Below are 21,985 nucleotides of genomic sequence, written 5' to 3'. Positions count from 1 at the left end.
GTGCAGCCCGGGTAAATGCGTGCAGCCCGGGTAGATCGGCGAGACCCGGGTAGACCGGTGCAGGCCGGGTAGATCGGTGCAGCACGGGTGCCGGCGCGGAGTCAGGCGACACCCTGGTCGAGGCCTCGGAGGGTGTCGCGCCAGCCGATCTCGTAGGGCTCCGCGTTCGACTCGTCGGTGGGGTGGTGGATGCTCACGTCAGTGCCGCCCTCGGCCTCGATGAAGGTCACCGTCACGGTGTCGGTCTCGGCGGTCTCGATGCCGTCCTCGATCCATCGCCAGGTGAAGACCAGGCGTTCGTTCTCGACGACCTCCAGGTATTCACCGGTGACACCGAAGTCGGGGTTCTCGAAGCGGTAGTGGCCACCGACCCGGGCATCGGCGGCAATCCGGGTGGTGGGAACCGTATGCCACCACCAGGCCATCAGTCGCTCGGGATCGGTCCAGGCCTGCCACGCCCTTTCGCGGGGGACGTCGACGTGGCGGGTCAGGTCAAGGGTGGTGGTCATGCCGGCTCCTGGGTGGGGTGTTGGCTGGTGGTCGCCGCTGGGTGCATTGTGCTCACATTGTGCGTGATCACCGCCGATCTGGAGGCGATTCAGCGCCTCGGCGCAAACCTCTCCAGCATTGACAGGGGTGTGTTCTCGGTGGGCCGACGCACGAGGATGCGCTGATCTACCCGGGCTGCGCTGATCTACCCGGGCTGCGTTGATCTACCCGGGCTGCATCTCGGGTAAACCGGTGCAAGCCGGGTAAACCGGTGCACGCCGGGTGGATCGCCGCCAGCCGGGAAGACCGGGGCAGCAGGGCAGACGTTCGGCCCCAGCGCACACGCCATCGCGGGGCCAGCGGGGTGCTTGCGGCGTGACCGCGGCGCTCAGTGGCTCAGGGTCCTGGTCGACTCACCCGGTGGTGCGAGCCAGCGGTCCACCCACTGGGGCACCACCTGGGTCGCCGGGCCGAGGTGCACCTCGTCGTAGCGGACCCAGCCGTCCTGCTCCTCCAGGTTCAGCAGTACGGTGCGGGCCCCGGCGGCCCGGGCGAGCGCGGCCAGCCCGGCGGCGGGATAGACAACCCCGGACGTGCCGACCACCACGAACACATCGCAGCCGTCGACGACCTGCTCGATCTGGTCCAGGTGGTAGGGGATCTCACCGAACCAGACCACATCAGGACGAAGGGCGCGCTGGTCGCAGGTGGGGCAGGCGGGTCGATCGGCGAGGGGTCCGGTCCACCGGGTGCGGGCGCCGCATTGGGAGCACAGCGCGTTGAGGAGTTCGCCGTGCATGTGCACCACCCGGACCGACCCGGCCCGCTCATGCAGGTCGTCAATGTTCTGGGTGATCAGGGTGAAGCTGCCGCCGCGATCGACGACCGCCGCTTCCAGCCGGGCCAGGGCATGGTGGGCCGCGTTGGGGGCGACGGTCTGCGCCTGGGCCCGGCGGCTGTCGTAGAACGCGTGGACCAGGGCGGGATTCCGGGCGAAGCCGTCGGGGGTGGCCACGTCCTCGATGGCGTGGTTCTCCCACAGGCCGTCGCTGGCCCGGAACGTGGCCAGTCCCGATTCGGCCGAGATCCCGGCACCGGTGAGGACGACGACGTGGGTCATGCCTCGAAGCTACCGGCCGGGGCGCCATCCTTTGCCCGTCGGGACAGTTCCTCGTGCAGGACGCTGGGGTGGAACCGTCCGACCCGTCGCTTGACGATCACGAATGCCACCAGCAACACGACCAGGTAGGGCAGCCCGGCCTGCAGGGCGATCGACAAGCTCGGGATGAATCCGAGGGCGACGAAGACACCGAGACAGACCACCAGCACCACGGTCGCAGTCACCGGGCCGCCCCACAACTTCTTGGGAGCCAACGGCAACCCCAACCCGGCGCGGGTCCGGCGGAACTGGATGTAGGTGGCGGTGATCAGCGTCCAGGTGGTCAGCAGCCCGAAGATGAGGACGCCGAAGAGCAACTGGAAGGCGGTGTCGGGAAATGCCATGGCCAGCACCGAGGCCAGCACCATGCCGACGCTGGCGAGCAGCACCGCCGTCCGCGGGGCGCCGTGGGGTGAGGTCCACGTGAGGAAGCGCGGCGCCATCCGGTCGGCCGACAGTGAGTAGAGCATGCGTGAGGACGAGAACAGGCACCCGTTGGCGGCCGACAGGGCGGCGGTGATCAGCACGAAGTTCATCAGCCCCGCCGCGGCCGGCACGTGGGCCATCTCCAGGGCGCTGACGAAGGGGCTCTCCAGCACACCGCCGGAACCCGACGCGCTGACCGTCCAGGGCCGCAGGGTCACCACCACCGCGATCGCCAGCACGTAGAACAGCACCAGCCGGATGATCATGGCCTTCGCAGCCCGCGGCACGTCACGTGACGGGTTCTCGCTCTCGGCGGCGGCCACCGACACGTTCTCGACGCCACCGAAGCTGAAGATGGCCATCACCGCGGCGACCAGGATGCCGCCAACCCCCGCCGGGGCGAACCCGCCGTGGGCGGTCAGGTTTGCCACACCAACCGCCGGCTGGGTGGGTAGGCCCACGAAGATCAACAGGGCGCCCAGGGTGATGAAGATGACCACCATGGCAACCTTGATGATGCTGAACCAGTACTCGCTGGTGCCGTAGGCCTTCACCGTGGCCAGATTGATGGCGACAATCATCAGCGAGGCGAGCACGGTGCCCACCCCGACTGACAAGTCGGGCCACCAGTAGGCCAGGTAGTTCCCGGTGGCGACCACCTCGGCGCCGACCGCGATGCACATGGTGACCGCCACGTTCCAGCGGGTCAGCCACCCCCCGAGCGGGCCCAGATAGGCATGGGCGGCGGCCCCGAAGCCGCCGGGCACGGGATGGATGACGGTCATCTCGGCCAGGCACCACACGATCACCAGCGCCAGCACCCCGGTCAGGGAGTAGGACACGATGGTGGCCGGGCCGGCCTCGGCGATCATCGCCCCGGAACCCAGGAAAAGGCCCGTGCCCAGTGCCCCGGACAGGCCGATCATGGCGACCTGACGGCTGGTCAGGCCGCGGGCGAGCCCACCGGGCTCGCGATCAGCCGACCCGGTTGCCGGGGTCTGGGGAAGGTCGACCTGAGGTTCTGGCACGAGGCAGAAGTCTACGTGGCCTCGGCGGGGCCCGGGCAGGTGGGGTTGTCTCGACAACGCCCGACAATAGGTGGTGGCACGCAGGCAGCGTCGCCTAGATTGACGCCATGACCATCCGGACGATCACCCCCGCTGAGCAGCGCAGGTTGCGCACCCTCAATCTCGCCGCCGCCGCGTTGCACCTGGCCCAGGCGGTGGCTGTCGTCGTCCTGGCCACCGACTTCTCCCTGCCGATCACCGCCTCCTACCTCAGCGGTCCACCCGGGACCGCGCCGGCACCGGCAACTGTGCTGGCCGACCTGCCCACCGGGATCGCCGTGGCTGGCTTCCTCGTGCTGTCGTTCCTGGCGCACCTCATCGTGGCCACCGCGTGGTTCCGCCGCTACATCGGCGACCTGTCCCGGCAGATCAACCGGGCCCGATGGGTCGAGTACTCCCTGTCCTCGACGCTGATGATCGTCGTGATTGCCCAACTCGTCGGCATCTCCGACGTCGCGGCACTGATCGGGATCTGCGGCGCGAACATCTCGATGATCCTGTTCGGCTGGCTGCAGGAGAAGTACGAAACAGCCGGTACCGGCGGGTGGCTGCCGTTCGTCTTCGGCTGCATTGCCGGCGCGGTTCCCTGGCTCGCGATTGTCTATTACACGATCGCTCCCGGGTCCGAGGCCGAGCCGCCGGGGTTCGTCTACGGCATCGTGGTGTCGCTCTTCGTGTTCTTCAACGTCTTCGCGCTCAACCAGTGGCTGCAGTACCGGGCCAAGGGCAAGTGGGCCGACTACCTGTTCGGCGAGCGCACCTACATCGTGCTCAGCCTGGTGGCCAAGTCGCTGCTCGCGTGGCAGGTCTTCGGCGGGACGCTGGCCGCCTGACGCCCCACCACGACGACGTCCCCGGGACCATTGGCCCCGGGGACGTCGACGTGGATGACCGTTCAGGCGCGAGGGCCGATGTGTCCCTCGGTCGGCACCGGGGCGTTGGTCCAGTAGCCGTCGGCGGCGAACAGCTTCTCGACGACCTCGTCCAGCAGGCCGAGCTCGAAGAGCGCGTCCATGATCGTGTAGCGCGCGCGGATCGTCTGGCTCTGGTAGTAGGTCAGCTTCAGCTTCTCCAGCGAGATGTCGATCTGGGCGACGTGGTAGGGCCCGCCGACGCGCTTGAGGATGTCGGCGACCTCGGCCGCGCTCATCACCTGCGGCTTGACCCGGGTCAGGATGGCGTCCCAGTGGTCCTTGATCAACTGGACGCGCTCGGCGACCTGCTCGGCCGGGATGTACTTGGCCCGCGACTGCCCCAGGGCAGCCTCCTGGATGGCCGGGATCGGCTGCAGGTCAATGATGCGCTGGTCGTTCTGCTCGGGGGTCAGCCACTCGGCGGCGCGTGCCTGGGGGTCAACGCCCGCGACGTCCAGGGAGTCGAGGATGTCGTAGACCGCGCAGGAGGCGACGGTGCCCAGGCCCACCTTCTGGCCGTGGCTCAGCGGCGGCTCCCAGTCCAGTCCGTGGCCCTCCATCTCCCACTGGTGGCTGAAGTTGTGGCCGGCGCCCGAGGCCGGACGCGACGACTGGTGTGCCTGCATGGCCAGACCGGACAGCAGCAGTTCGTCGGCCAGCCCGACGATGGCGTCCGGGTCACCGGCCGCCAGGCCTTCGGGGTTGGACAGGGCATCGCGCAGCGGAGTCTGCACCAGGTCCCACACGTAGTCGTCCAGGGCCTCCATGCCCAGTTCGTCGGCGACCAGCCAGTCGGCGCCGCCGGGCACCTTCTCGATCAGGTCGCCCAGGCCGGTGGCGGTCAGGCGGGCGGGGGCGGCGGCCATGATGTCGTAGTCGGCCACCAGCGCGGTCGGGGCGGGGCAGTTGCGGGTGATCTTGAAGCCGTCCCGGGTGATGGAGGCGCCGAAGGCCGCGTAGCCGTCCATGGACGCGGCGGTGCAGACGTTCATGTACAGCCGGCCCAGCTCACCGGAGGCGAGTTTCACGATGTCATTCAGGGTGCCCGACGCGATGGCGACCGCGACGGCGTCCACCTTCTCCAACGCCTCGCGGGCCACGGTGACGTTCTCGTAGCCGGCGTACAGGGTGGGGGTGCCGGGGAAGATGTACGGCTCCTCGAGCTGGACGCCGGCAGCCTCCAGGCTCGCCTTGACCTGCTCGCCGGCCACGGCCCAGGTGTTCTCGTCGGCGACGATGATGGCGCGGGCCTCGCCGAAGACCCGGGTGAAGACCTGGCCGGTCTGGCTGACCACGCCACGCCCGGTGACGATCGCCTTGGTGTCGGTGGCGTTCTCGAGCGCCTTGTCAATCAACTCGGACATGCGTTGTCTCCAATCCTTGCGGTGGGCCGTTCCTGGCTGGGCCCCAACACCCCTCACCCTAGTGCTTGCCCTCGGCGGACGAGCGGGACCCCGGTAGGTCACCGAACGCCAAGCGACGCTGCCCGCGTCCGGTGATGGCAAGATCATGCCCATGTCACCCATCACTTCGCAGGCGGGGTCACGATTCGACCCGATGACCGAGGTCCGCACGTCCGGTGCCGAGTCCGCCGCGGCCGACGAGGGGGTCCGACTCGGGGCCCCCGGAGTCGCCGGCAGCGAGGGCTTCTCGGTGCGCCGACGCACGGCTCCCCGGCAGGAGCGCCGCGCCTACGGCAAGGAACTGCGCCACCAGGTGCCGCGTGACGAGCTGGGCACGTGGCATCCGTCCCAGCGCCAGGTCGACCCCGTCGACCAGATCATCGAGTCACACCAGGGGCGCATCGAGCGACTGATCCCCTTGCGGGTCGCCAGGATGACGGCCTCCCCCTACGGCTTCCTGCGGGGGGCGGCGAACGTCTCGGCGTCCGACTCGGCGACGATGGCCTACACCGGCATCATGCCCGTCATCTGCGGGGACGCCCACCTGGGCAACTTTGGTTTCTACCGCACCAGCGAGGGCGAACTGGTCATCGACCTCAACGACTTCGATGAGGCCCACCCCGGCCCCTGGGAATGGGACGTCCGACGCCTGGTCGCCAGCGTCTGGGTGGCCGGACGCGAGAACGGGTTGGGTGAGAATCAGTGCGCCGAAGCCGTGGCCCAGTGCGTCCGCGCCTACCGCGATGAGTTGCGGGCGCTGGCCGAGGAGCCGCTGCTGACCCGTGCCTTCGCCCGGTTCGACGTGGAACGCCTCAACGAGACGGTCAGCGAGCCCGGTTTGCGCGATGAGGTGGAGCGCGCCACCGCCAAGGCCCGCAAACAGACCAGCGACCGCAAGCTGCCCAAGCTGACCGAACCCGACGTCGAGGGCGGGCGTCGCATTGTCGATGCCCCACCCATCACCATCCGCTCGTCCCAGGCCCGCGCCGAACAGATTGCGGCCGCGCTCGACGAGTATCTGACCACCCTGCCCACCCAATGGGCCCGCATCGTCAGCGGCTACACCGTGCTCGACGTGGCGCACAAGGTCGTCGGGGTCGGGTCGGTCGGTCTTCGTGCCTTCATCGCGCTGCTCGAGGGTTCCAGCCCCGATGACGTGCTGTTCCTGCAGTTGAAGGAGGCCCGGCGTTCGGTGCTGGCTCCCTTCGTCCATGGCGACACCCCGCTGCACGACCACCAGGGCCGCCGGGTGGTGGAGTACCAGCAGGCGCTGCAGACCGCGTCCGACCCGCTGCTCGGCTGGTGCAGCGCCGGTCCCGTCGACCCCGCCAACACCACCATGCGGGGTCGCCCGGGGGAGTCACGGCCGGACCTGCACCTGTACGTGCGCCAGTACCGCAACATGAAGGGCGCTGTCGTGGTCGACGGGCTGGACGCCGGGGCCCTGGCCGACTACGCCAAGGTGTTGGGTCTGCTGCTGGCCAAGGGGCATGCCCGCACCTCGGGTGCGTCCATGATCGCCGGCTACATCGGACGCTCGGACGCCGTGCCGGATGCCTTCGTGAACTTCGCCCGGCTCTATGCCGACCAGACCGAGGCCGACCACGAGGCCATGCTGCGGGCGGTCAAGGACGGACGCCTGCCGCGTCCCGAGGGGGAGTAGCCCGACCACACCTGTGGGCAATCCGGTACTTGCGCAGTGAGGCAGGCCCTGTCATGGGTCCGCGATGGCCCGAAGGGACGCTCCGTTCAGCGCCCCACCCCTAGACTCAGCCCTGTGGAGCAGGAACGCGACCGGGGGTGGGAACCGCTGGTGGCCTATGCCCAGTCGCGCATTCGCAGCGGCTGGGTACGGGCGCGCGGCGCCGTGGTGCCCAACACGCAGTCGGCCATCGCCGCCACCATCGCCTGGCTGATCTGCCGCTACGTCATCGGTCAACCGCACCCCATCTTCGGGGCCATCGCCTGCTACCTGGCGATGGGCTTCAGCCGCAACCGCCAACCGCGTCGCGTGCTCGAGATTGGTCTGGGCGCCACCTTCGGGGTGGCCGTCGGTGACGTCGTCGTCCGGCTGGTGGGTTTTGGCTGGTGGCAGCTGCTGTTGATCATGCTCGTCACCCCGCTGGTGGCTCGTTTCATCGACCGCGCCGACCTGATGACGTTCCAGTCGACCATCAATGCGATGGTGGTGGCCTCGATGGCCTCCTGGGTGTTGGCCGATGGCCAGACCGCGACCGGCATGGCCCGCTGGGTGGACGCGCTGGTGGGTGCCGGGGTGGCGCTGGTCGCCTCGATCATTCTGCCCACCGACATCACCACCCGTCCCCGACGGTATGCGAGCACCGCCATTCTGCGGTTGGCGGATGCGCTGGCAGCGATCGGCGAGGGGCTCAGCAAGGGCGACGGCAACCACATCCATTCCGCCTTCGGGCACCTCAAGGTCGCGCGGCACCAGTTGACCGACGGCAACACCGCCCTGTCGTCCGCCGTCGACCTGGCCATGATCAACCCTCGCTTCCGCGCCGAACGGGTCGACCTGGCCGAGATCGACCGATTGATGACCATCACCGGACGCATGCACACCTCGATGACGATGCTGGCGCGGCAGGCCCGTGCCATCGTGGGCGAGTCCGGCCCCCGGCCGCGTCCGGGTGAGCTGGTCACGGAAGTGTCGACCGCCATGCGCCACCTCGGCTCGTCGGTCGGCCACTGGAGCAAGCCCGTGCTGGCCCGCCGCGAGGCCAGCACCATCGCCGGCGAACTGGCACCGCTGGACTCCGGCGCGCACGACGAGTGGCGCACGACCGCCCTGGTCTCGCTGCTGCGGGCAGTGGTGGTCGACCTGCTGCAACTGACGGGACTTTCCCTCGACCAGGCCCGGGCGGCGCTGACCAGCATCGGTGAGGTGAACGCGGAGCGGTTGAAGGCGCAGCTGCCCGAGGAGGGCGCCTCGTCGATGTGGGGAACGGTCACCTTCCCGGCAGTGGGTGACGAGGCGGGTTCGGGGGAGTCGGGACCAACGGAGCGCCCCTAGGATGGCCGCATGACCCGGCCAACCACACGCCAGCAGCGCCTGGTCAGCCTGGCCGAGTTCGTCCTGGAGTCCGGTGCGGTGCCCATGCGTGACCTGGCCGACCGATTCGAGATCAGTCGCATGACCGTCTATCGCGACGTCGCCGAACTGGAACGGGCCGGTGTGGTCTTCCTGCGCGGCGGTGAGGCCGTCGCCGGCGCGTCCTCGTTCACCGAGACCACCAACGCGTTTCGCAGCACGCTCAACGCTGACCGCAAGGTGGCCGCGGCGCGCACTGTGTGCGCGATGCTGCGACCCGGGTCGACGCTGATGCTGGACGACTCGTCGACGGCGCTGAAGCTGGTGCCGATGCTGGCCGACCTGGCGCCGCTGACCGTGATCACGCACTCCCAGGCCGTGGCCAATGCGGTGGCGGCGATTCCCCAGCTGCGGCTGTTCGTCACCGGCGGGCGCTACCGGCCCTCCTTCGAGTCCTTCCTGGGGGAGGCGACCGTGAACGCCCTGCGGCAGGTCAGCGCCGACGTGTGCGTGATGTCGGTGACGGCCATCAGCGACGCGGTGGCCTACCACCCGATGGAGGAGAACGTGGCGGTGAAACGGGCGATGATGCGCCAGGCCGACCGCTCGATCCTGCTCGTCGACGCCTCGAAGTTCGGTCACCGGGCGACCCATCGGGTGGCCGACCTCACCGAGTTCGATGACGTGGTGATCTCCGGTGAGGTGGCGGCCGGGGAGCGGGCGGCACTGGGCGAGGTGAACGTCACCTGGGTGGGGGAGTGAGCACTCACTCACTGCCTCGGCCATGTTGGAAAAGATGGTTAACAGACGTAACCTACGACGGTGGCAGCAACTGAATACTCCTTGGGGCACCAGGAGAAGCGCGTCTTCATAGGTCTCGTGCTCGGCATGTTCGTGGCAGCGATCTCGATGACCATTGTGGGGCCCGCGATGCCGCGCATCGTCGCCGAACTCGGCGGCATGGAGCACTACTCGTGGCTGGCCACCTCGTCGATGCTGGTCACCGCGGTGACCACCCCGATCGTGGGCAAGCTGTCCGACATGTACGGCCGTCGGCCCTTCTACCTGGCGGGTCTGATCCTGTTCATGGTGGGCTCGGCGCTGGCCGGTCTCAGCATGAGCTTCGCCTTCCTGATCTTCGCCCGATGCGTCCAGGGCGTGGGCATGGGCATCCTGATGCCGCTGTCCCAGACGATCATCGGCGACATCATTCCCCCTCGTCAGCGGGGCAAGTACCAGGGCTACATGGGTGCCTCGATGGGTGTCGCGCAGGTCGCCGGACCGCTCGCGGGCGGCGCCATGACCGATGCCTTCGGCTGGCGGGTGCTCTTCTACGCCTCGATCCCGATCGGCATCGTGGCCTTCATTGCCATCGCCCGGTTCCTGCACCTGCCGCACACCCCTCGTCAGGGTCGCATCGACCACTGGGGGATCACCACCCTGACCCTGTCCATGGTCTCGTTGCTGCTTGCGATCTCGTTCGGCGGCTCGACCTTCGCCTGGGGCTCGTGGCAGATCCTGGCAATGCTGATCGGTGGCGCCATCCTGCTCGGTGTGTTCATCTATGTCGAGACCAAGGTGGACGAACCGGTCATCCCGCTGGGACTGTTCCGCAACTCCATCTTCACCTGGTCGAACGTGGCCGGCTTCGTGATCGCCATGATGATGTTCGGCATCATCATCTACGTGCCCGTCTACGCCCAGGGCGTGATGGGCGCCTCGGCCACCGAGTCCGGTCTGATCCTGATGCCGATGAACATCGCCATGATCCTGGTCAGCATCATCATTGGCCTGCTGATCACCCGCACCGGCCGCTACAAGGAGTTCACCCTGGCCGGTGTGCTGCTGATGGGCGTCGGTGCCTGGCTGATGAGCCTGCTGACGTACGGCGACTCCCCCTGGCAGCTCAGCTTGGCGGTGCTCGTCTTCGGCGTCGGGTTGGGTGCCTGCATGCAGCAGTACGTGCTGATCGTGCAGAACGCGGTCTCACGTCGCGACCTGGGCGTGGCCACCTCGTCGACCCAGTTCGTCCGGGTGCTCGGACAGACCATCGGCATCTCGCTGTTCGGCACCTTGATGAACGTCGGGCTGGTGAGAGGGTTGCCCGACTACCTGCCAGCCGGCACGGACCCCGCCAGTGTCAACGCCGGGGTCGTCCTCGACCCCGCAGCACTGGCCCAGTTGCCGCCAGCGGTCGCCGACGCGGTGCGCCACGCCCTGGCCGACTCGCTGGGCACCGTCTTCCTGCTGGCCGTGCCGCTGGCCGTGGTGGCACTGGTCGCCACCCTGGCCATCAGGGCGCTGCCGTTGCGCGACACCGTCCACACCGTCGAGGAGATGGGGCAGGAGGCGTTGGCCACGATGGGCCAGACCTCGGGCGACGCCCGCCAGTTGCGGGTGCCGATCGGACGCTACTCGTCGCAGACCCGCACCGGTGAGCGCCTGATGGGCCTGCAGTTGCGGCTGCTCAGCGAGTTGGCCGACGCCGATCACAATCCGCTGCTGCGCCGCGCGGTCACCGACCTGGGGGACGGCGACTTCCAGCGTGGCCTGGCACGGCTGTCGACCACCGCCCTGATGCTGACCACCGAAGACCCGGAGGTCGCCGCCGACGCGGAACAGGCGGCCGTCGTCGTCGCCGCCAAGGACGAGAAGAAGGGCGGCGTGCTCAGCGAGGAGTTGCGCGCCGAACTGGCCGTGGCAGCCGCCGAACACTGCGACGAGAAGGTGCTGGCAGAGATCGAGCCGACCGTCGGGCAGCGCTATCAGGCCCTCGACATCACCCGACTGCGCCACGTCAGCAATGACCTGACCGCAGCCCTGCTCGTGGACCTCGACCGCCGACGCCGGGCCGAGCAGGCGACGGGTGAGGCCCTGTAACACCCCAGAGTGATACTTGCTGCTGTCCGGAGTGACAACCGGTCGCACCGCTGTTGGCCATGCGGCCAGTTCTCGGCCGTGACTAGGGGTTTCGTCGAGTTCGCAGGTGTGTGACCCGTCCCGCTGGGCGCTGAGGGCCTCGGCTAGGGTGGTTTCATGGCTGATGTGCAAGGTGTGGAACTCCCGTCCGGTCAGGTGGTGCCCCCGGTCACCTATGGCACCTGGAAGTTGGACGACGCCGCCGCTGAGGTGGCGGTCCGCCAGGCCGTCGAGGAGGGGTATCGCGCCGTCGACACGGGCCAGCGCTACCACAACGAGGCCGGCGTCGGCGCCGGTGTGCGGGGGGCGTCGGTGCCGCGCGACCAGGTGCTGGTGACCACCAAGCTGCGCGGTGGCGACCAGGAGCGTGAGCAGGCCAAGCGTTCCTTCAAGGCCAGCCTGCGCAACCTGGGACTCGACTACGTCGACCTGTACCTGATCCACTGGCCGCTGCCCAGGCTCGACAAGTACGTGGAGTCGTGGCAGTCGATGCGCGAACTGCGCGACGAGGGCCTGATCCGCACCCTGGGAGTCTCGAACTTCACCGCCGAGCACGTCGATCGACTGGTCGCCGAGACCGGTGAGGCGCCGGCCATCAACCAGGTCGAGGTGCACGTCGGCTTCCAGCAGGCGCAGCTGCGCCAGCAGATGGCCGAGCGCGGCGTCGTCGTCCAGTCATGGGGCTCGATCGGCCGTGGCAAGGGGTTGCTCGCCGACCAACGGCTGGTACGCATCGCCGCGGCCCATGACGTCACCCCCGCGCAGGTCGCCTTGCGCTGGCTGTGGCAGCAGGGCGTGCCCTGCATCGCCAAGTCGGGTGACCCGCAGCGGCGCCGCGAGAACCTCGACATCCACGGGTTCGAACTGACCGACGACGACCTGGCCGTGATCGCCGGATTCGAGCAGGAACGCGTCGGCAAGGACCCCGAGACCGATGTGGAGTACTGAGTTGTTTGCGGGGGATGACCCCCTGCACCCCCACGCCGCGGGGGGATGACCCCCTGCACCCCCACGCCGCGCGGGGAATGACCCCGTGCGCCCGAGACGCCCCCACCACCTGGACCCCCAGCACACCCAAGGAGAACACCATGTCCGCCACTGACATTCGTCTGGCCCAGCTCTTCAACCCCGACAGCGGCCGCTCGTTCATCACCGCCTTTGACCACGGCCAGTCGCTGCCGATGCCGGCCTCGTCCGGTCACCCCATGCAGTTGCTCGAGAAGATCATCGATGGCGGCCCCGAGGGCGTGCTGGTGAACCCCGGCATCCTGCGCCAGGGCTCGCACCTGTTCGCCCGCCGCGGGGCACCCGTCCCGGTGCTGCGCGCCGACTGGTGCTTCCTCGACGAGGGCGACAAGAACGAGCTGGGCGAGCGCTACCGCGTGCTGACCAGCCCGTCGGAGGCGCTGGCCCTGGGCGCAGGCGCGATGTGCATGTACCTGATCCTCAACCCGACCGACGGCGCCATGTTCGCCGACAACGTCAAGGCCGTTGCGGCGGCCGCCCATGAGGCGCGACGCGTCGGCATCCCGCTGATCGTCGAGGGCACCCTGTGGGGGCTGCGCAACGACGACCGCAAGGACCCCGAGCTGCTGGCCAAGGTCAACCGCATCGCGGCCGAGATGGGTGCCGACGTCATCAAGACCGAGTACACCGACGAGACCACCATGCCGCGCATCATCGAGACCGTCGGCGACATCCCGGTGCTGACCCTCGGCGGCGCCAAGGGCGACGCCTCGGCCGTCGAGGCTGCTGCTGCCGGAGCCATCCGTTCGGGCGCCAAGGGCCTCATCTTCGGGCGCAACGTGTGGAACACCGACGACCCGGTGGCCACCACCAAGGCGCTGAGCGCCATCACCCACGGGCAGGTGAAGTGACCATGAAGGCCGCCATCTTCAAGGGCCCCGGGGAGCTCGCGCTCGAGGACGTCCCCACCCCCGTGCCCGGCCCCGGCGAGGTGCTGTTCAAGGTGGGCGCCAACACCGTGTGCGGCACCGACGTGCGCATCCTGCGTGGCGAGAAGTCCAAGGGCATCGACCGCGGCGTGGTCCTGGGCCACGAGATCGCCGGCGAGGTCGTCGAACTCGGCGAGGGGGTCACCCAGTACCAGGTCGGCGACCGCTTCGCCGTGGTGCCCTCGGTGATGTGCGGGTCCTGCTGGTACTGCACCCACGGCGAGGAACAGCACTGCGAGAGCCTGGAGCTGTTCGGTTACAAGATCAACGGTGGCCTGGCCGAGTACGGCATCCTGCCCGCGCAGGCCGTGCGCCAGCGCAATGCCGTCGTCACGCTCAGCCCTGACCTGCCCTTCGAGCACATGGCACTGATGGAGCCGCTGTCCTGCGTGCTGAACGGCCGCGAGAACTACCAGCAGAAGCTCGGTGAGACCATCGTCATCATGGGGGCCGGACCGATTGGCCTGCTGCACGCCGCCCTGGCCCGCCTCGGTGGCGCGTCCCACGTGGTCGTCAGCGACCTGTCGCCGTCCCGGCGCCAGACCGCCCTCGAGCTCGGGGCCACCCATGTCGTCGACCCGGCCCAGCAGTCCCTGGACGAGGTCGTGCGGGGGCTGACCCAGGGTCGGGGTGCCGACATCGCGGTCATCTGCATTGGTCGGGGCGAGTTGTTCGTCGAGGCGCTGGGTCTGGTCCGCAAGGGTGGCCGGGTCAATGCCTTCGCCGGCTTCCCGGCCGGGGGGTCGGTCGAGTTCGACCCGAACACCATCCACTACGGCGAGATCGACGTGACCGGTACGTCCAACTCGCGCCGTGAGCATGGCGAGGCGGCCATGCGCCTGCTGGAATCGGGTGTCATCGACGCCTCGAAGATCGTGACCCACGAGTTCACCCTCGACGACGTGCTGGAAGCCATTGAGTTCTCGGCCAGCGGTGCCGGGGTGAAGGTGGTCGTCAAGCCCTGAGGGCACACCGGTCAACGGGCGAGCGCGTGAACAACCAAGTCCCCCAGAGCACACGCCCTGCACCAGTGCAGGGCACGTGCTCTGGGGGACTTGGTTGTTGACGGCACCGGACGCCGACGCGGCGTGTTCCGGCACCGTTCTGTGGCATCAAGCACACGCGAATTGTCTACGACCCCCTGTCGGAGTCCATACACCCGGGGGTATCGTGGGTGCATGAAGCGTCTGCTCATCCTCGGTGCCGGAACAGCCGGCACCATGCTCGCCAACCACCTGCGTCGAGACCTGTCCGACGCCTGGTCGATCACGGTCGTCGACCGCGACGACGAGCACCACTACCAGCCCGGCTACCTGTTCGTTCCCTTCGGCCGCTACGAGCCGGAGCGCGTCAGCCGGCCGCGGCATCGATACCTGCCAGCGGGCGTCGACTTCGTCCAGAGCGGCATTGGCAAGGTGCGAGCCGAGGACAATGAGGTCGACCTCGACAACGGCCAGACCCTTGGTTACGACTGGCTCCTGGTCGCCACCGGCACCCGTCCCCGTCCCGACCTCACCCCGGGCATGGGCGACGGCAGCCTGTGGCACCGCAAGGTCTTCGACTTCTACACCCTCGACGGGGCCACCAGGCTGCGCGACGCACTGGAAGCGTTCGGCGGCGGCAAGCTGGTGGTTCACATCACCGACCTGCCCATCAAGTGCCCGGTCGCCCCCCTCGAGTTCGCCTTCCTGGTCGAGGACTACTTCCGCAAGCGCCGCATCCGGCACAAGGTCGACATCACCTATGTCACCCCGCTGGACGGCGCCTTCACCAAGCCGGTCGCCTCCCACGAGTTGGGCACCCTGCTGGCGGAGCGCTCGATCCGCCAGACCACCGACTTCGCCGTGGAACGCATCGACAACGACCGCCAGGTGATGGTTGCCTATGACGGTCGCGAGCAGCCCTTCGACCTGCTCGTCACCGTTCCGCTGAACACCGGCCAGCAGTACGTCCGCGACTCGGGCCTGGGGGACGAGAACGACTTCATCCCCGTCGACAAGCACACGCTGCGCTCCCCGGACCACCCGAACATGTTCGTCCTGGGCGATGCCAGCAACATTCCGACATCGAAGGCCGGGGCGGTGGCCCACTTCTCGGTCGAGTCCTTCGTGCCGAACTTCCTCGCGGTGATCGAGGGCAGACCGATGCCCAACCAGTTCGACGGACATGCCAACTGCTTCGTGGAGTCGGGACGCGGCAAGGCCATGCTGCTCGACTTCAACTACGACACCCAGCCGCTGACCGGCACCTACCCGTTGCCCGTCGTCGGACCGCTGCGACTGCTGGGGGCGTCCCGGATGAACCATCTGGGCAAGCTGGCCTTCGAGCAGATCTACTGGCGCCTGCTGCTGCCAGGGCACACACTGCCCGTCCCGACGAAGATGTCGATGGCCGGCAAGCACGAGGAGGCATGACATGGCCACCAACACCCTGAACGGCCGAAGCTTCCAGGTCAACGACGAGGGGTTCTTCACCCAACGCGACGAGTGGAGCGAGGACCTGGCCGTCGACCTTGCCGCATTGATCGGCGTCGAGATGGACGCCGACCACTGGGCGCCGATCCGGTTCATGCGTCAGGACTCGGCCGCCACCGGTGTCACCCCCACGTTGCGACGGATGCAGACCGTGGGCGGGTTCGACATCAAGGAGCTCTACCGCCTGTTCCCCGGCAAGCCCGCCAAGAAGATGTCCTGGCTGGCCGGCCTGCCCAAGCCCGTCGGCTGCGTCTAGGAGATCTCCATGATTGACATTCCCGCCGGCTTCATCATGCCGGACTTCGGCCCCCGACCCACGTCGGGAGGCGGCGTGGCGGTGGCCACCGACGATGCCGTCCCCGGTGCGGCTGCCTACGCCGGGCCGCGCAAGATCGCCTTCATTTGTTCCAAGGGCAACCTCGACATGGCCTACCCTGCGCTCATCATGGGAACGGCGGCCCTCAGTGAGGGCGCAGAAGTGCACATCTTCTTCACCTTCTGGGGGCTCGACATCGCGAACCAGAAGACGAACAAGAACCTGAAGTTCACCCTGACCGGCAACACGGCCATGCACATGCCCGCGCTGGGCAACCTGCGGCCTGGCCTGGAGCACGTCTCGATGCCGCAGCAACTGGGCGGGCTGCCGGGCATGGGCGCGTTCGCCACCCGCTACTTCAAGAAGGAGATGGCCGAACTGGACATCCCCGACGTCCCGGAGTTCCTGGACATGCTCGCAGCCCAGGGCGCGCACATGTACGCCTGCCGGTTGACCTTCGACATGATGAAGCTTCTCGAGGCTGACCTGCACCCAGCCGTGGAGGGAGTGATCTCCGCCGCCGACTTCATCGTCATCAGCGAGAACGCCCAGGTGATCTTCGTCTGAGGCTCGCTGCGGGATGGACAGGTGACCCCGGGGGGAGCCGCTCGCCCGGGCAGGAGGTCAGCCGACGCTCAAGCGGATCTCGTTGTGCCACGGGTCAAGGGTCGACAGGGTGGCACCGTCGAAGGTGCTGGTCAGGCCGTGGAACCTCAGCCGCTCGTTGACCTTGGCGACCTCCTCGTCGGTGGGCACCAGGATGTCGACGACACCCATGCCGAGGGTCTTGGCGCGCGGGCCGGCACCGCGGGAGTTCCACACGTTCATGGCCATGTGGTGGTGGTATCCGCCGGCCGAGACGAACAGCGCCTGGTTGCCAAGCGTCGCAGTCTCGTCGAAGCCGAGCGCGCCGACGTAGAAGTCATGGGCACTCTTCACGTCGCCGACCTGCAGGTGCACGTGCCCCAGTTCTGCCTGGGTGGGGGCCAGGGAGGCCATGTCGACGCCGCTCAGGTGGGTGCGCAGAAAGTCCATGGGGTCGATGTAGTCGGTGCCCATGGCGACGTGGCTGCCGTTCCAGGTCCATTCCGAGCGGGGGCGGTCGTGGTACAACTCCACGCCGTTGCCCTCGGGGTCGGTGAAGTAGAAGGCCTGGGAGACCCAGTGGTCGCCGGTGCCAATGTAGGTCTCGGGGTAGTGCTGGAACATGCCGACCAGCGTCTTCGACAATTGGGGCAGGCCCCCGTAGACGACCGCGGTGTGGAACAGTCCGGCCGCGGTGCGGGGGGCCGGACGCAGGTCCTTGGCCTCGCTGAGGCGGACGATCGGGGTGGTGCCGTGGCCCAGCACCACCGCGCCGGGCTCATCGGCGAGCGGCTCGAGGCCCACGCCGGTGGTGTAGTAGGCCAGCATGGTGTCCATGTCGCGCACCCGCAGCTCGAGGCGTCCCATGCGGGTCTCGGGGGCGAGGGCCAGGTCGGTGGAGTCGGCAGCCAAGTTCGTCATGAGTCAACTATAAGCTTGAACATTCAAGTAAACAAGCGGTGCGAGCCGGGGGCCTGCTCGGGGTGGGCCTTGACCACACCGGGGCACGCGCTAGCGTGGACCGCGCGAGCGTCGTTGCTCGCCGAGGAAGTCGATGAATGCAGACCGAGTGCCCCGTGCCACCAGGCCGACCAGCAAGCAGCAACGTCTGGTGGCGCTGGCCGAACGCGTCCTGGAACGCGGTGCCGTTCCGATGCAGGAACTGGCCGATTATTTTGGCGTGACCAGGATGACTGTCTATCGCGACGTCTCGGAGTTGGAGGCAGCTGGCGTCATCTTCTTGCGGCAGGGCACGGCTGTTGCTGGTGCGTCCTCGTTCACCGAGACGGCGCACTCCTTTCGGATAGCTCTCAATGCGGCAGCCAAGGTGGCGATGTGCCGCGAAATCCGAGGTCACATTCGTCCAGGGTCAACCGTCTTTCTTGACGACTCCACGACCGTGCTGCCGTTGGTCGACCTGCTGGCGGAGCAAGCGCCCATGACGATCCTCACGAACTCGCAGTCAGTCGCGGCGGCGGCCTCCGAGCATCCGGAACTACGACTCTTTGTGGCTGGTGGGAACTACCGCCCCACCTACGCCTCCTACGCCGGGGAAACAACGTTGTCGGTGCTGCGCTCACTGAGCGCGGATTTTTGCGTGATGTCGAGCACGGTGATCAACGAGGGCACGCTCTACCACCCGGTGGAGGAGAACGCCGCGATCAAGAGGGTCATGATGGAACGATCGCGTGCGTCTTTTCTGCTGGCCGATGCCTCCAAGTTCGGCCAGCGCGCGACTCACGAGGTGTGTCGCGCTGACGGCTTCGACCTGCTGGTGACGACGCGCGGTGTCAGCCTCGGGGAGCTTGCCGCCGTCGGGTGTCCAGTTGTCACCGTGTAGTTGTTACTTGTGGCCGCATAAGGAGCCGTAACGCCACATTGAAACTCGTTTCCGCACTGTGAAGTGGGTGTTGGCTACGGGTTTTACTGTTTAGCGCCCGTAACAGGGTGCCCGTTGCGGGCCCCCCGAGCATGCTTATGCTGGAGCAGTCGCACAGGAGCGATGACTGTCCAGTTCGAGGGAGAACGAGATGGGTGGGACACCCGAGGAAACACGAAAAGAACGTATTGCGGCAACCCGCATGGGTTACGACGTCGTCGTCGTCGGTGGTGGCGTCAATGGCTGTGGCATTGCTTGGGATGCCGCACTGCGAGGCCTGCGAGTGCTGCTTGTCGAGAAGGGGGACTTGGGTTCTGGTACCTCGTCGTGGTCGAGCAAGATGATCCACGGGGGACTGAAGTACCTCGAGAAGTACGACGTCGGACTGGTGCGGGAATCATTGCGGGAGCGTGAATGGTTGCTGCGTGCCGCCCCACACCTGGTCAAGGAGCTGCGCTTCGTGCTGCCGTTCTACAAGACCGGCACCCATTCCGCGCCCATCCTGTCGCTGGGCATGGTGGCCTACGACCTGCTGAGCTTCGACAAGTCCGTGCGCCGGTTCAACCTGATGACTCGCCAGCAGATCCTGCGGCGCGAGCCCGGACTCAACCCCAAGGATCTGCTGGGCGGCGCGGTCTACTCAGACGCCCAGGTCAACTATGCCGAGCGAATGACCCTCGAGATCGCGCAGGCGGCGATGGGGGCAGGTGCCGAGGTGCTGACCCACGTCCGGGCCGTAAGACTCAACCGCCACGGTGACAGGGTCAACTCGGTCGACGTCCGCGACGAGATCAGCGGGCTTGAAGTCACCGTCCCGACTCGCTACGTCGTCAACGCCGCCGGACCCTGGATCGACGAGGTCTGGCAGAACAACGACGACTTGCAGCTGCCGCGCATGAACGGCGGCACCAAGGGCACCCACATGGTGGTCAACGCGTTCCCGGGGGCACCCAAGGACGCCTTCTACTACGACTCCGAGGACGGTCGTCCGATGATGGTGATCCCGTGGCTCGGGCGCTACCTCATCGGTAGCACGGACCTGCGCTTCGACGGTGACCTTGATATGGCGGCGGCCACCCAGGACGAGTACGACTACATCCTGCACGAGACCAACAAGGTCATTCCGAGGGCGAACCTGACCATGGCCGACATCCAGTACTCGTTCACCGGAGTGCGGCCCCTGCCCTACAAGGACGAGGCCTCCGACGTTTCCGACATCACCCGCCGCCACGACATCCGGACCCACGAGTCCATCAAGGGTCTCTACACCCTGGTCGGGGGAAAGCTGACCACGTTCCGGCAGGTCGGCGAGGACGTGGGCGACATCCTGGCCAAGCACTTCGGAATCCGGCGTCGGTCGGTCACCCACAGTCTGGCCCTGCCCGGTGGTGGCCGCCCAGACCTGGACTCATTGCGGACCCAGGTGGCTTCTGCCGGTTTGTCCGCACGCATCCGGGACAGGCTCGTCGACCAATACGGCACCGTCGCCCCAGCCCTGATCGGTTTCATCACCTCGAGCGAGGAGCGCAGCCGCGTCCTCGACGAGGCGTTCGGCCTCACCGTCGGTGAGGTGGAATGGGCCATCACGCGGGAACAGGGCTTCCGCCTGGCTGACGTGATCGCCCGACGCACCATGATCGGCGTCGAGAACGACCTCGGCGTGGGCGTCTTGGAAGACGTCGCAGACATCTGTGCTCGCGTCCTCGGATGGGACGACGAGCGGCGCGCAGCCGAAATCGCTGCCTACCGCCACTACATCACCCGATTCACTCCCTGGAAGGAGGCCCAGGCATGAGCGGACAGGAACTCGTCCTTGGCGTCGACGTTGGACTCACTGGCATGAAAGTTGTCGCCTACAACCTGGAGGGCGAGCCTGTGCACGAGGCACGGGAGAGCTCTCCCCAGGACATTCCTCAACCACACTGGGTGGAACGCGACGGGCGAGAGTTCTGGGCCCTGTTCGGCAGGATGATGCGTACCCTCACCACCCAGATTGACGCCGCAGGTGACACAGCGGTGGGGATTGGCATCTCGGCCCACGGCGACGGTGCCTGGTTGGTCGACGAGCACGGCGACGCCGTGCGTCCCGGCATCCTGTCGCTGGACTCCCGCGGCATCAACACTGCGGCGCGACTCAACGAGTCCAGCTTCGACGACCTGCTTCGCGTGACCGGTCAAGGCGTCGGCCCCGCTTCGCCAGGGGTCGTGTTGCGCTGGCTCAAAGAGAACGAGCCCGAGAATTACGAGAAGGCGCGCTGGTTCGTCTTTGCCAAGGACTTCCTGCGGCTGCACCTGACCGGAACCGTCGGCACCGACCTCACCGAGGCCAGCACCGCCTTCACCGACGTGAACACCCAGCAGTACGTGGACGAGGCCTTTGACATCTACGGGCTGTCTGAACTCAAGGACAAAGCACCGCCGATTGCACGTCCCATCGACGTCGTTGGCCAGGTCACCCACCTGTCACATCTGCACACCGGACTGCCGGAGGGGCTCCCGGTCGTCGCCGGACTCCACGACGTCGACGCGGGTGCCATCGGCGCCGGTGCGGTGAGGGCGGGGCAGTTGGCCGTCATGGCCGGCACCTGGAGCATCAACGAGGTGATCTCGGACAAGCCCAAGTTGGGCAAGGAGTGGTTCTGCAGGGCCTTCGTCGACAAGGGCACGTGGATGAACATGTCGATATCGCCCGCGAGCTCGGCCAATTTGGAATGGTTTGCCACGACACTGTGCCAGGCAGACATGGATGCGTTGAAGCGCCAGGGCGAGGACCCCTACAGCTTCATCGACAAGGAGATCGCCCAGACAAAGGACACCGATGACCTGGTGACCTTCTTGCCGTTCCTCTACGGCAACCCCCTCAACATTGACGGTTCGGCGACGTTCGCCGGTCTGCGGGCGTGGCACCACCGGGGACACCTGCTGCGCGCCGTCTATGAGGGAATCGCGTTCAATCACAAGGTGCACTGCGACCCTCTGGTCGAGGCCTTTGGGGTGGACGACATCCGGCTCGTGGGCGGGGTCACCCGGTCCTCCATCTGGCCGCAGATGTTTGCCGACGCGATGGGCAAGTCCGTCAGCATCCCAGTCAAGGCAGAGGGTGGCGCACTCGGCACGGCCATGGTTGCCGCCGTGGGGGTCGGAAAGTTCGCGGACCTCAGTGCCGCAGCTGCGGCCATGGGCAGCCAGACGCGCACCATCGAGCCCACCCCTGAGGGGATGGTGTTGATGGAGGAGCGGTTCGCCCGGTTCATGGAACAGGTCGAGGCCCAGAAGCCGTGGTGGAAGTCACAGGAGAAGCACGACTGACGCACCTGGCGCGGACGTCGCGTCTTGTGTACGTGGGT

General features: G+C 67.5%; 19 protein-coding genes. 14 read left to right on the top strand and 5 right to left on the bottom strand.

Features of this window, described 5'->3' with window-relative positions; translation table 11 throughout:
- Window positions 1–101: 101 nt before the first annotated feature.
- The 3 genes from IPV09_RS01675 to IPV09_RS01665 all read right to left on the bottom strand — a co-directional run bounded on the left by IPV09_RS01675 (window position 102) and on the right by IPV09_RS01665 (window position 3,102).
- The gene (locus IPV09_RS01675) at window positions 102–509 is read right to left on the bottom strand and encodes an SRPBCC domain-containing protein (RefSeq protein ID WP_207473210.1); all 408 of its coding nucleotides are present in this window, start codon (window positions 507–509) and stop codon (window positions 102–104) included.
- 368 nt (window positions 510–877) lie between these two features.
- Window positions 878–1,609, bottom strand: a complete 732-nt coding sequence (locus IPV09_RS01670; RefSeq protein ID WP_207473208.1) for an NAD-dependent deacylase — start codon at window positions 1,607–1,609, stop codon at window positions 878–880.
- The gene (locus tag IPV09_RS01665; RefSeq protein ID WP_370590177.1) at window positions 1,606–3,102 is read right to left on the bottom strand and encodes an amino acid permease; all 1,497 of its coding nucleotides are present in this window, start codon (window positions 3,100–3,102) and stop codon (window positions 1,606–1,608) included. The genes IPV09_RS01670 and IPV09_RS01665 overlap by 4 nt, the downstream gene beginning before the upstream one ends.
- Before the next feature lie 107 nt (window positions 3,103–3,209).
- Here IPV09_RS01665 and heR point away from each other — a divergent pair, with 107 nt between their 5' ends.
- Window positions 3,210–3,974, top strand: coding sequence for a heliorhodopsin HeR (gene heR, locus IPV09_RS01660; RefSeq protein WP_207473206.1), 765 nt, complete (start codon window positions 3,210–3,212; stop codon window positions 3,972–3,974).
- A 62-nt stretch (window positions 3,975–4,036) separates the two neighbouring features.
- On the opposite strand, the gene IPV09_RS01655 is transcribed toward heR, so the two are convergent.
- Window positions 4,037–5,419 (bottom strand): sn-glycerol-1-phosphate dehydrogenase, encoded by a 1,383-nt coding sequence (locus IPV09_RS01655; RefSeq protein WP_207473203.1) that lies wholly within the window; start codon window positions 5,417–5,419, stop codon window positions 4,037–4,039.
- Window positions 5,420–5,570: 151 nt separating this feature from the next.
- Between IPV09_RS01655 and IPV09_RS01650 the strand changes: the two genes are divergently transcribed.
- The 10 genes from IPV09_RS01650 to IPV09_RS01605 all read left to right on the top strand — a co-directional run bounded on the left by IPV09_RS01650 (window position 5,571) and on the right by IPV09_RS01605 (window position 16,741).
- Window positions 5,571–7,121 carry a DUF2252 domain-containing protein gene (locus tag IPV09_RS01650; RefSeq protein ID WP_242681083.1) on the top strand — a complete coding sequence of 517 codons (1,551 nt, stop codon included), beginning with the start codon at window positions 5,571–5,573 and terminating at the stop codon, window positions 7,119–7,121.
- Between the two features lie 114 nt (window positions 7,122–7,235).
- Window positions 7,236–8,492: an FUSC family protein gene (locus IPV09_RS01645; RefSeq protein ID WP_207473202.1), complete on the top strand. Its 1,257-nt coding sequence runs from the start codon at window positions 7,236–7,238 to the stop codon at window positions 8,490–8,492.
- 9 nt (window positions 8,493–8,501) lie between these two features.
- Entirely contained in the window at window positions 8,502–9,272 is a 771-nt protein-coding gene (locus IPV09_RS01640; RefSeq protein WP_207473201.1) for a DeoR/GlpR family DNA-binding transcription regulator, read from the top strand.
- A 60-nt stretch (window positions 9,273–9,332) separates the two neighbouring features.
- The gene (locus tag IPV09_RS01635; protein WP_207473200.1) at window positions 9,333–11,390 is read left to right on the top strand and encodes an MDR family MFS transporter; all 2,058 of its coding nucleotides are present in this window, start codon (window positions 9,333–9,335) and stop codon (window positions 11,388–11,390) included.
- Window positions 11,391–11,546: 156 nt separating this feature from the next.
- Window positions 11,547–12,377 (top strand): aldo/keto reductase, encoded by an 831-nt coding sequence (locus IPV09_RS01630; RefSeq protein ID WP_207473199.1) that lies wholly within the window; start codon window positions 11,547–11,549, stop codon window positions 12,375–12,377.
- Between the two features lie 140 nt (window positions 12,378–12,517).
- Complete coding sequence (locus tag IPV09_RS01625; RefSeq protein WP_207473198.1) at window positions 12,518–13,306, top strand: class I fructose-bisphosphate aldolase; 789 nt, start codon at window positions 12,518–12,520, stop codon at window positions 13,304–13,306.
- A gap of 2 nt (window positions 13,307–13,308) precedes the next feature.
- Entirely contained in the window at window positions 13,309–14,349 is a 1,041-nt protein-coding gene (locus tag IPV09_RS01620; RefSeq protein ID WP_207473197.1) for an alcohol dehydrogenase catalytic domain-containing protein, read from the top strand.
- Window positions 14,350–14,562: 213 nt separating this feature from the next.
- Window positions 14,563–15,798: an NAD(P)/FAD-dependent oxidoreductase gene (locus IPV09_RS01615; protein WP_207473195.1), complete on the top strand. Its 1,236-nt coding sequence runs from the start codon at window positions 14,563–14,565 to the stop codon at window positions 15,796–15,798.
- A gap of 1 nt (window position 15,799) precedes the next feature.
- The gene (locus tag IPV09_RS01610; RefSeq protein ID WP_207473192.1) at window positions 15,800–16,114 is read left to right on the top strand and encodes a TusE/DsrC/DsvC family sulfur relay protein; all 315 of its coding nucleotides are present in this window, start codon (window positions 15,800–15,802) and stop codon (window positions 16,112–16,114) included.
- 9 nt (window positions 16,115–16,123) lie between these two features.
- Window positions 16,124–16,741: a DsrE/DsrF/DrsH-like family protein gene (locus tag IPV09_RS01605; RefSeq protein WP_242681082.1), complete on the top strand. Its 618-nt coding sequence runs from the start codon at window positions 16,124–16,126 to the stop codon at window positions 16,739–16,741.
- Window positions 16,742–16,798: 57 nt separating this feature from the next.
- Here IPV09_RS01605 and IPV09_RS01600 read toward each other — a convergent pair whose 3' ends face one another.
- Window positions 16,799–17,680 carry a VOC family protein gene (locus IPV09_RS01600; RefSeq protein WP_207473191.1) on the bottom strand — a complete coding sequence of 294 codons (882 nt, stop codon included), beginning with the start codon at window positions 17,678–17,680 and terminating at the stop codon, window positions 16,799–16,801.
- A 190-nt stretch (window positions 17,681–17,870) separates the two neighbouring features.
- Between IPV09_RS01600 and IPV09_RS01595 the strand changes: the two genes are divergently transcribed.
- From IPV09_RS01595 to IPV09_RS01585, 3 genes are all read left to right on the top strand, one after another.
- Entirely contained in the window at window positions 17,871–18,599 is a 729-nt protein-coding gene (locus IPV09_RS01595) for a DeoR/GlpR family DNA-binding transcription regulator (protein WP_207473190.1), read from the top strand.
- Window positions 18,600–18,789: 190 nt separating this feature from the next.
- Window positions 18,790–20,433 (top strand): glycerol-3-phosphate dehydrogenase/oxidase, encoded by a 1,644-nt coding sequence (locus tag IPV09_RS01590; protein ID WP_370590176.1) that lies wholly within the window; start codon window positions 18,790–18,792, stop codon window positions 20,431–20,433.
- The gene (locus IPV09_RS01585; RefSeq protein ID WP_207473188.1) at window positions 20,430–21,947 is read left to right on the top strand and encodes an FGGY-family carbohydrate kinase; all 1,518 of its coding nucleotides are present in this window, start codon (window positions 20,430–20,432) and stop codon (window positions 21,945–21,947) included. Before IPV09_RS01590 ends, IPV09_RS01585 begins: the two co-directional genes overlap by 4 nt.
- Window positions 21,948–21,985 lie beyond the last annotated feature (38 nt).

The sequence above is a fragment of the Tessaracoccus sp. SD287 genome (assembly GCF_017355265.1).
In the GTDB taxonomy this organism is placed as follows: Bacteria; Actinomycetota; Actinomycetes; order Propionibacteriales; family Propionibacteriaceae; genus Aestuariimicrobium.
The sequence above is the reverse complement of the archived record's forward strand: the minus strand, read 5'-3'. Positions and strand labels throughout refer to the sequence as shown.

Bases quoted from the DNA above. Each gene is read 5' to 3' on its own strand.
- IPV09_RS01605 (WP_242681082.1), top strand. From the start codon at position 16,124: ATGATTGACATTCCCGCCGGCTTCATCATGCCGGACTTCGGCCCCCGA.
- heR (WP_207473206.1), top strand. From the start codon at position 3,210: ATGACCATCCGGACGATCACCCCCGCTGAGCAGCGCAGGTTGCGCACC.
- IPV09_RS01590 (WP_370590176.1), top strand. From the start codon at position 18,790: ATGGGTGGGACACCCGAGGAAACACGAAAAGAACGTATTGCGGCAACC.
- IPV09_RS01640 (WP_207473201.1), top strand. From the start codon at position 8,502: ATGACCCGGCCAACCACACGCCAGCAGCGCCTGGTCAGCCTGGCCGAG.
- IPV09_RS01610 (WP_207473192.1), top strand. From the start codon at position 15,800: ATGGCCACCAACACCCTGAACGGCCGAAGCTTCCAGGTCAACGACGAG.
- IPV09_RS01670 (WP_207473208.1), bottom strand. From the start codon at position 1,609: ATGACCCACGTCGTCGTCCTCACCGGTGCCGGGATCTCGGCCGAATCG.
- IPV09_RS01625 (WP_207473198.1), top strand. From the start codon at position 12,518: ATGTCCGCCACTGACATTCGTCTGGCCCAGCTCTTCAACCCCGACAGC.
- IPV09_RS01585 (WP_207473188.1), top strand. From the start codon at position 20,430: ATGAGCGGACAGGAACTCGTCCTTGGCGTCGACGTTGGACTCACTGGC.
- IPV09_RS01630 (WP_207473199.1), top strand. From the start codon at position 11,547: ATGGCTGATGTGCAAGGTGTGGAACTCCCGTCCGGTCAGGTGGTGCCC.
- IPV09_RS01620 (WP_207473197.1), top strand. From the start codon at position 13,309: ATGAAGGCCGCCATCTTCAAGGGCCCCGGGGAGCTCGCGCTCGAGGAC.
- IPV09_RS01615 (WP_207473195.1), top strand. From the start codon at position 14,563: ATGAAGCGTCTGCTCATCCTCGGTGCCGGAACAGCCGGCACCATGCTC.
- IPV09_RS01655 (WP_207473203.1), bottom strand. From the start codon at position 5,419: ATGTCCGAGTTGATTGACAAGGCGCTCGAGAACGCCACCGACACCAAG.
- IPV09_RS01650 (WP_242681083.1), top strand. From the start codon at position 5,571: ATGTCACCCATCACTTCGCAGGCGGGGTCACGATTCGACCCGATGACC.
- IPV09_RS01600 (WP_207473191.1), bottom strand. From the start codon at position 17,680: ATGACGAACTTGGCTGCCGACTCCACCGACCTGGCCCTCGCCCCCGAG.
- IPV09_RS01675 (WP_207473210.1), bottom strand. From the start codon at position 509: ATGACCACCACCCTTGACCTGACCCGCCACGTCGACGTCCCCCGCGAA.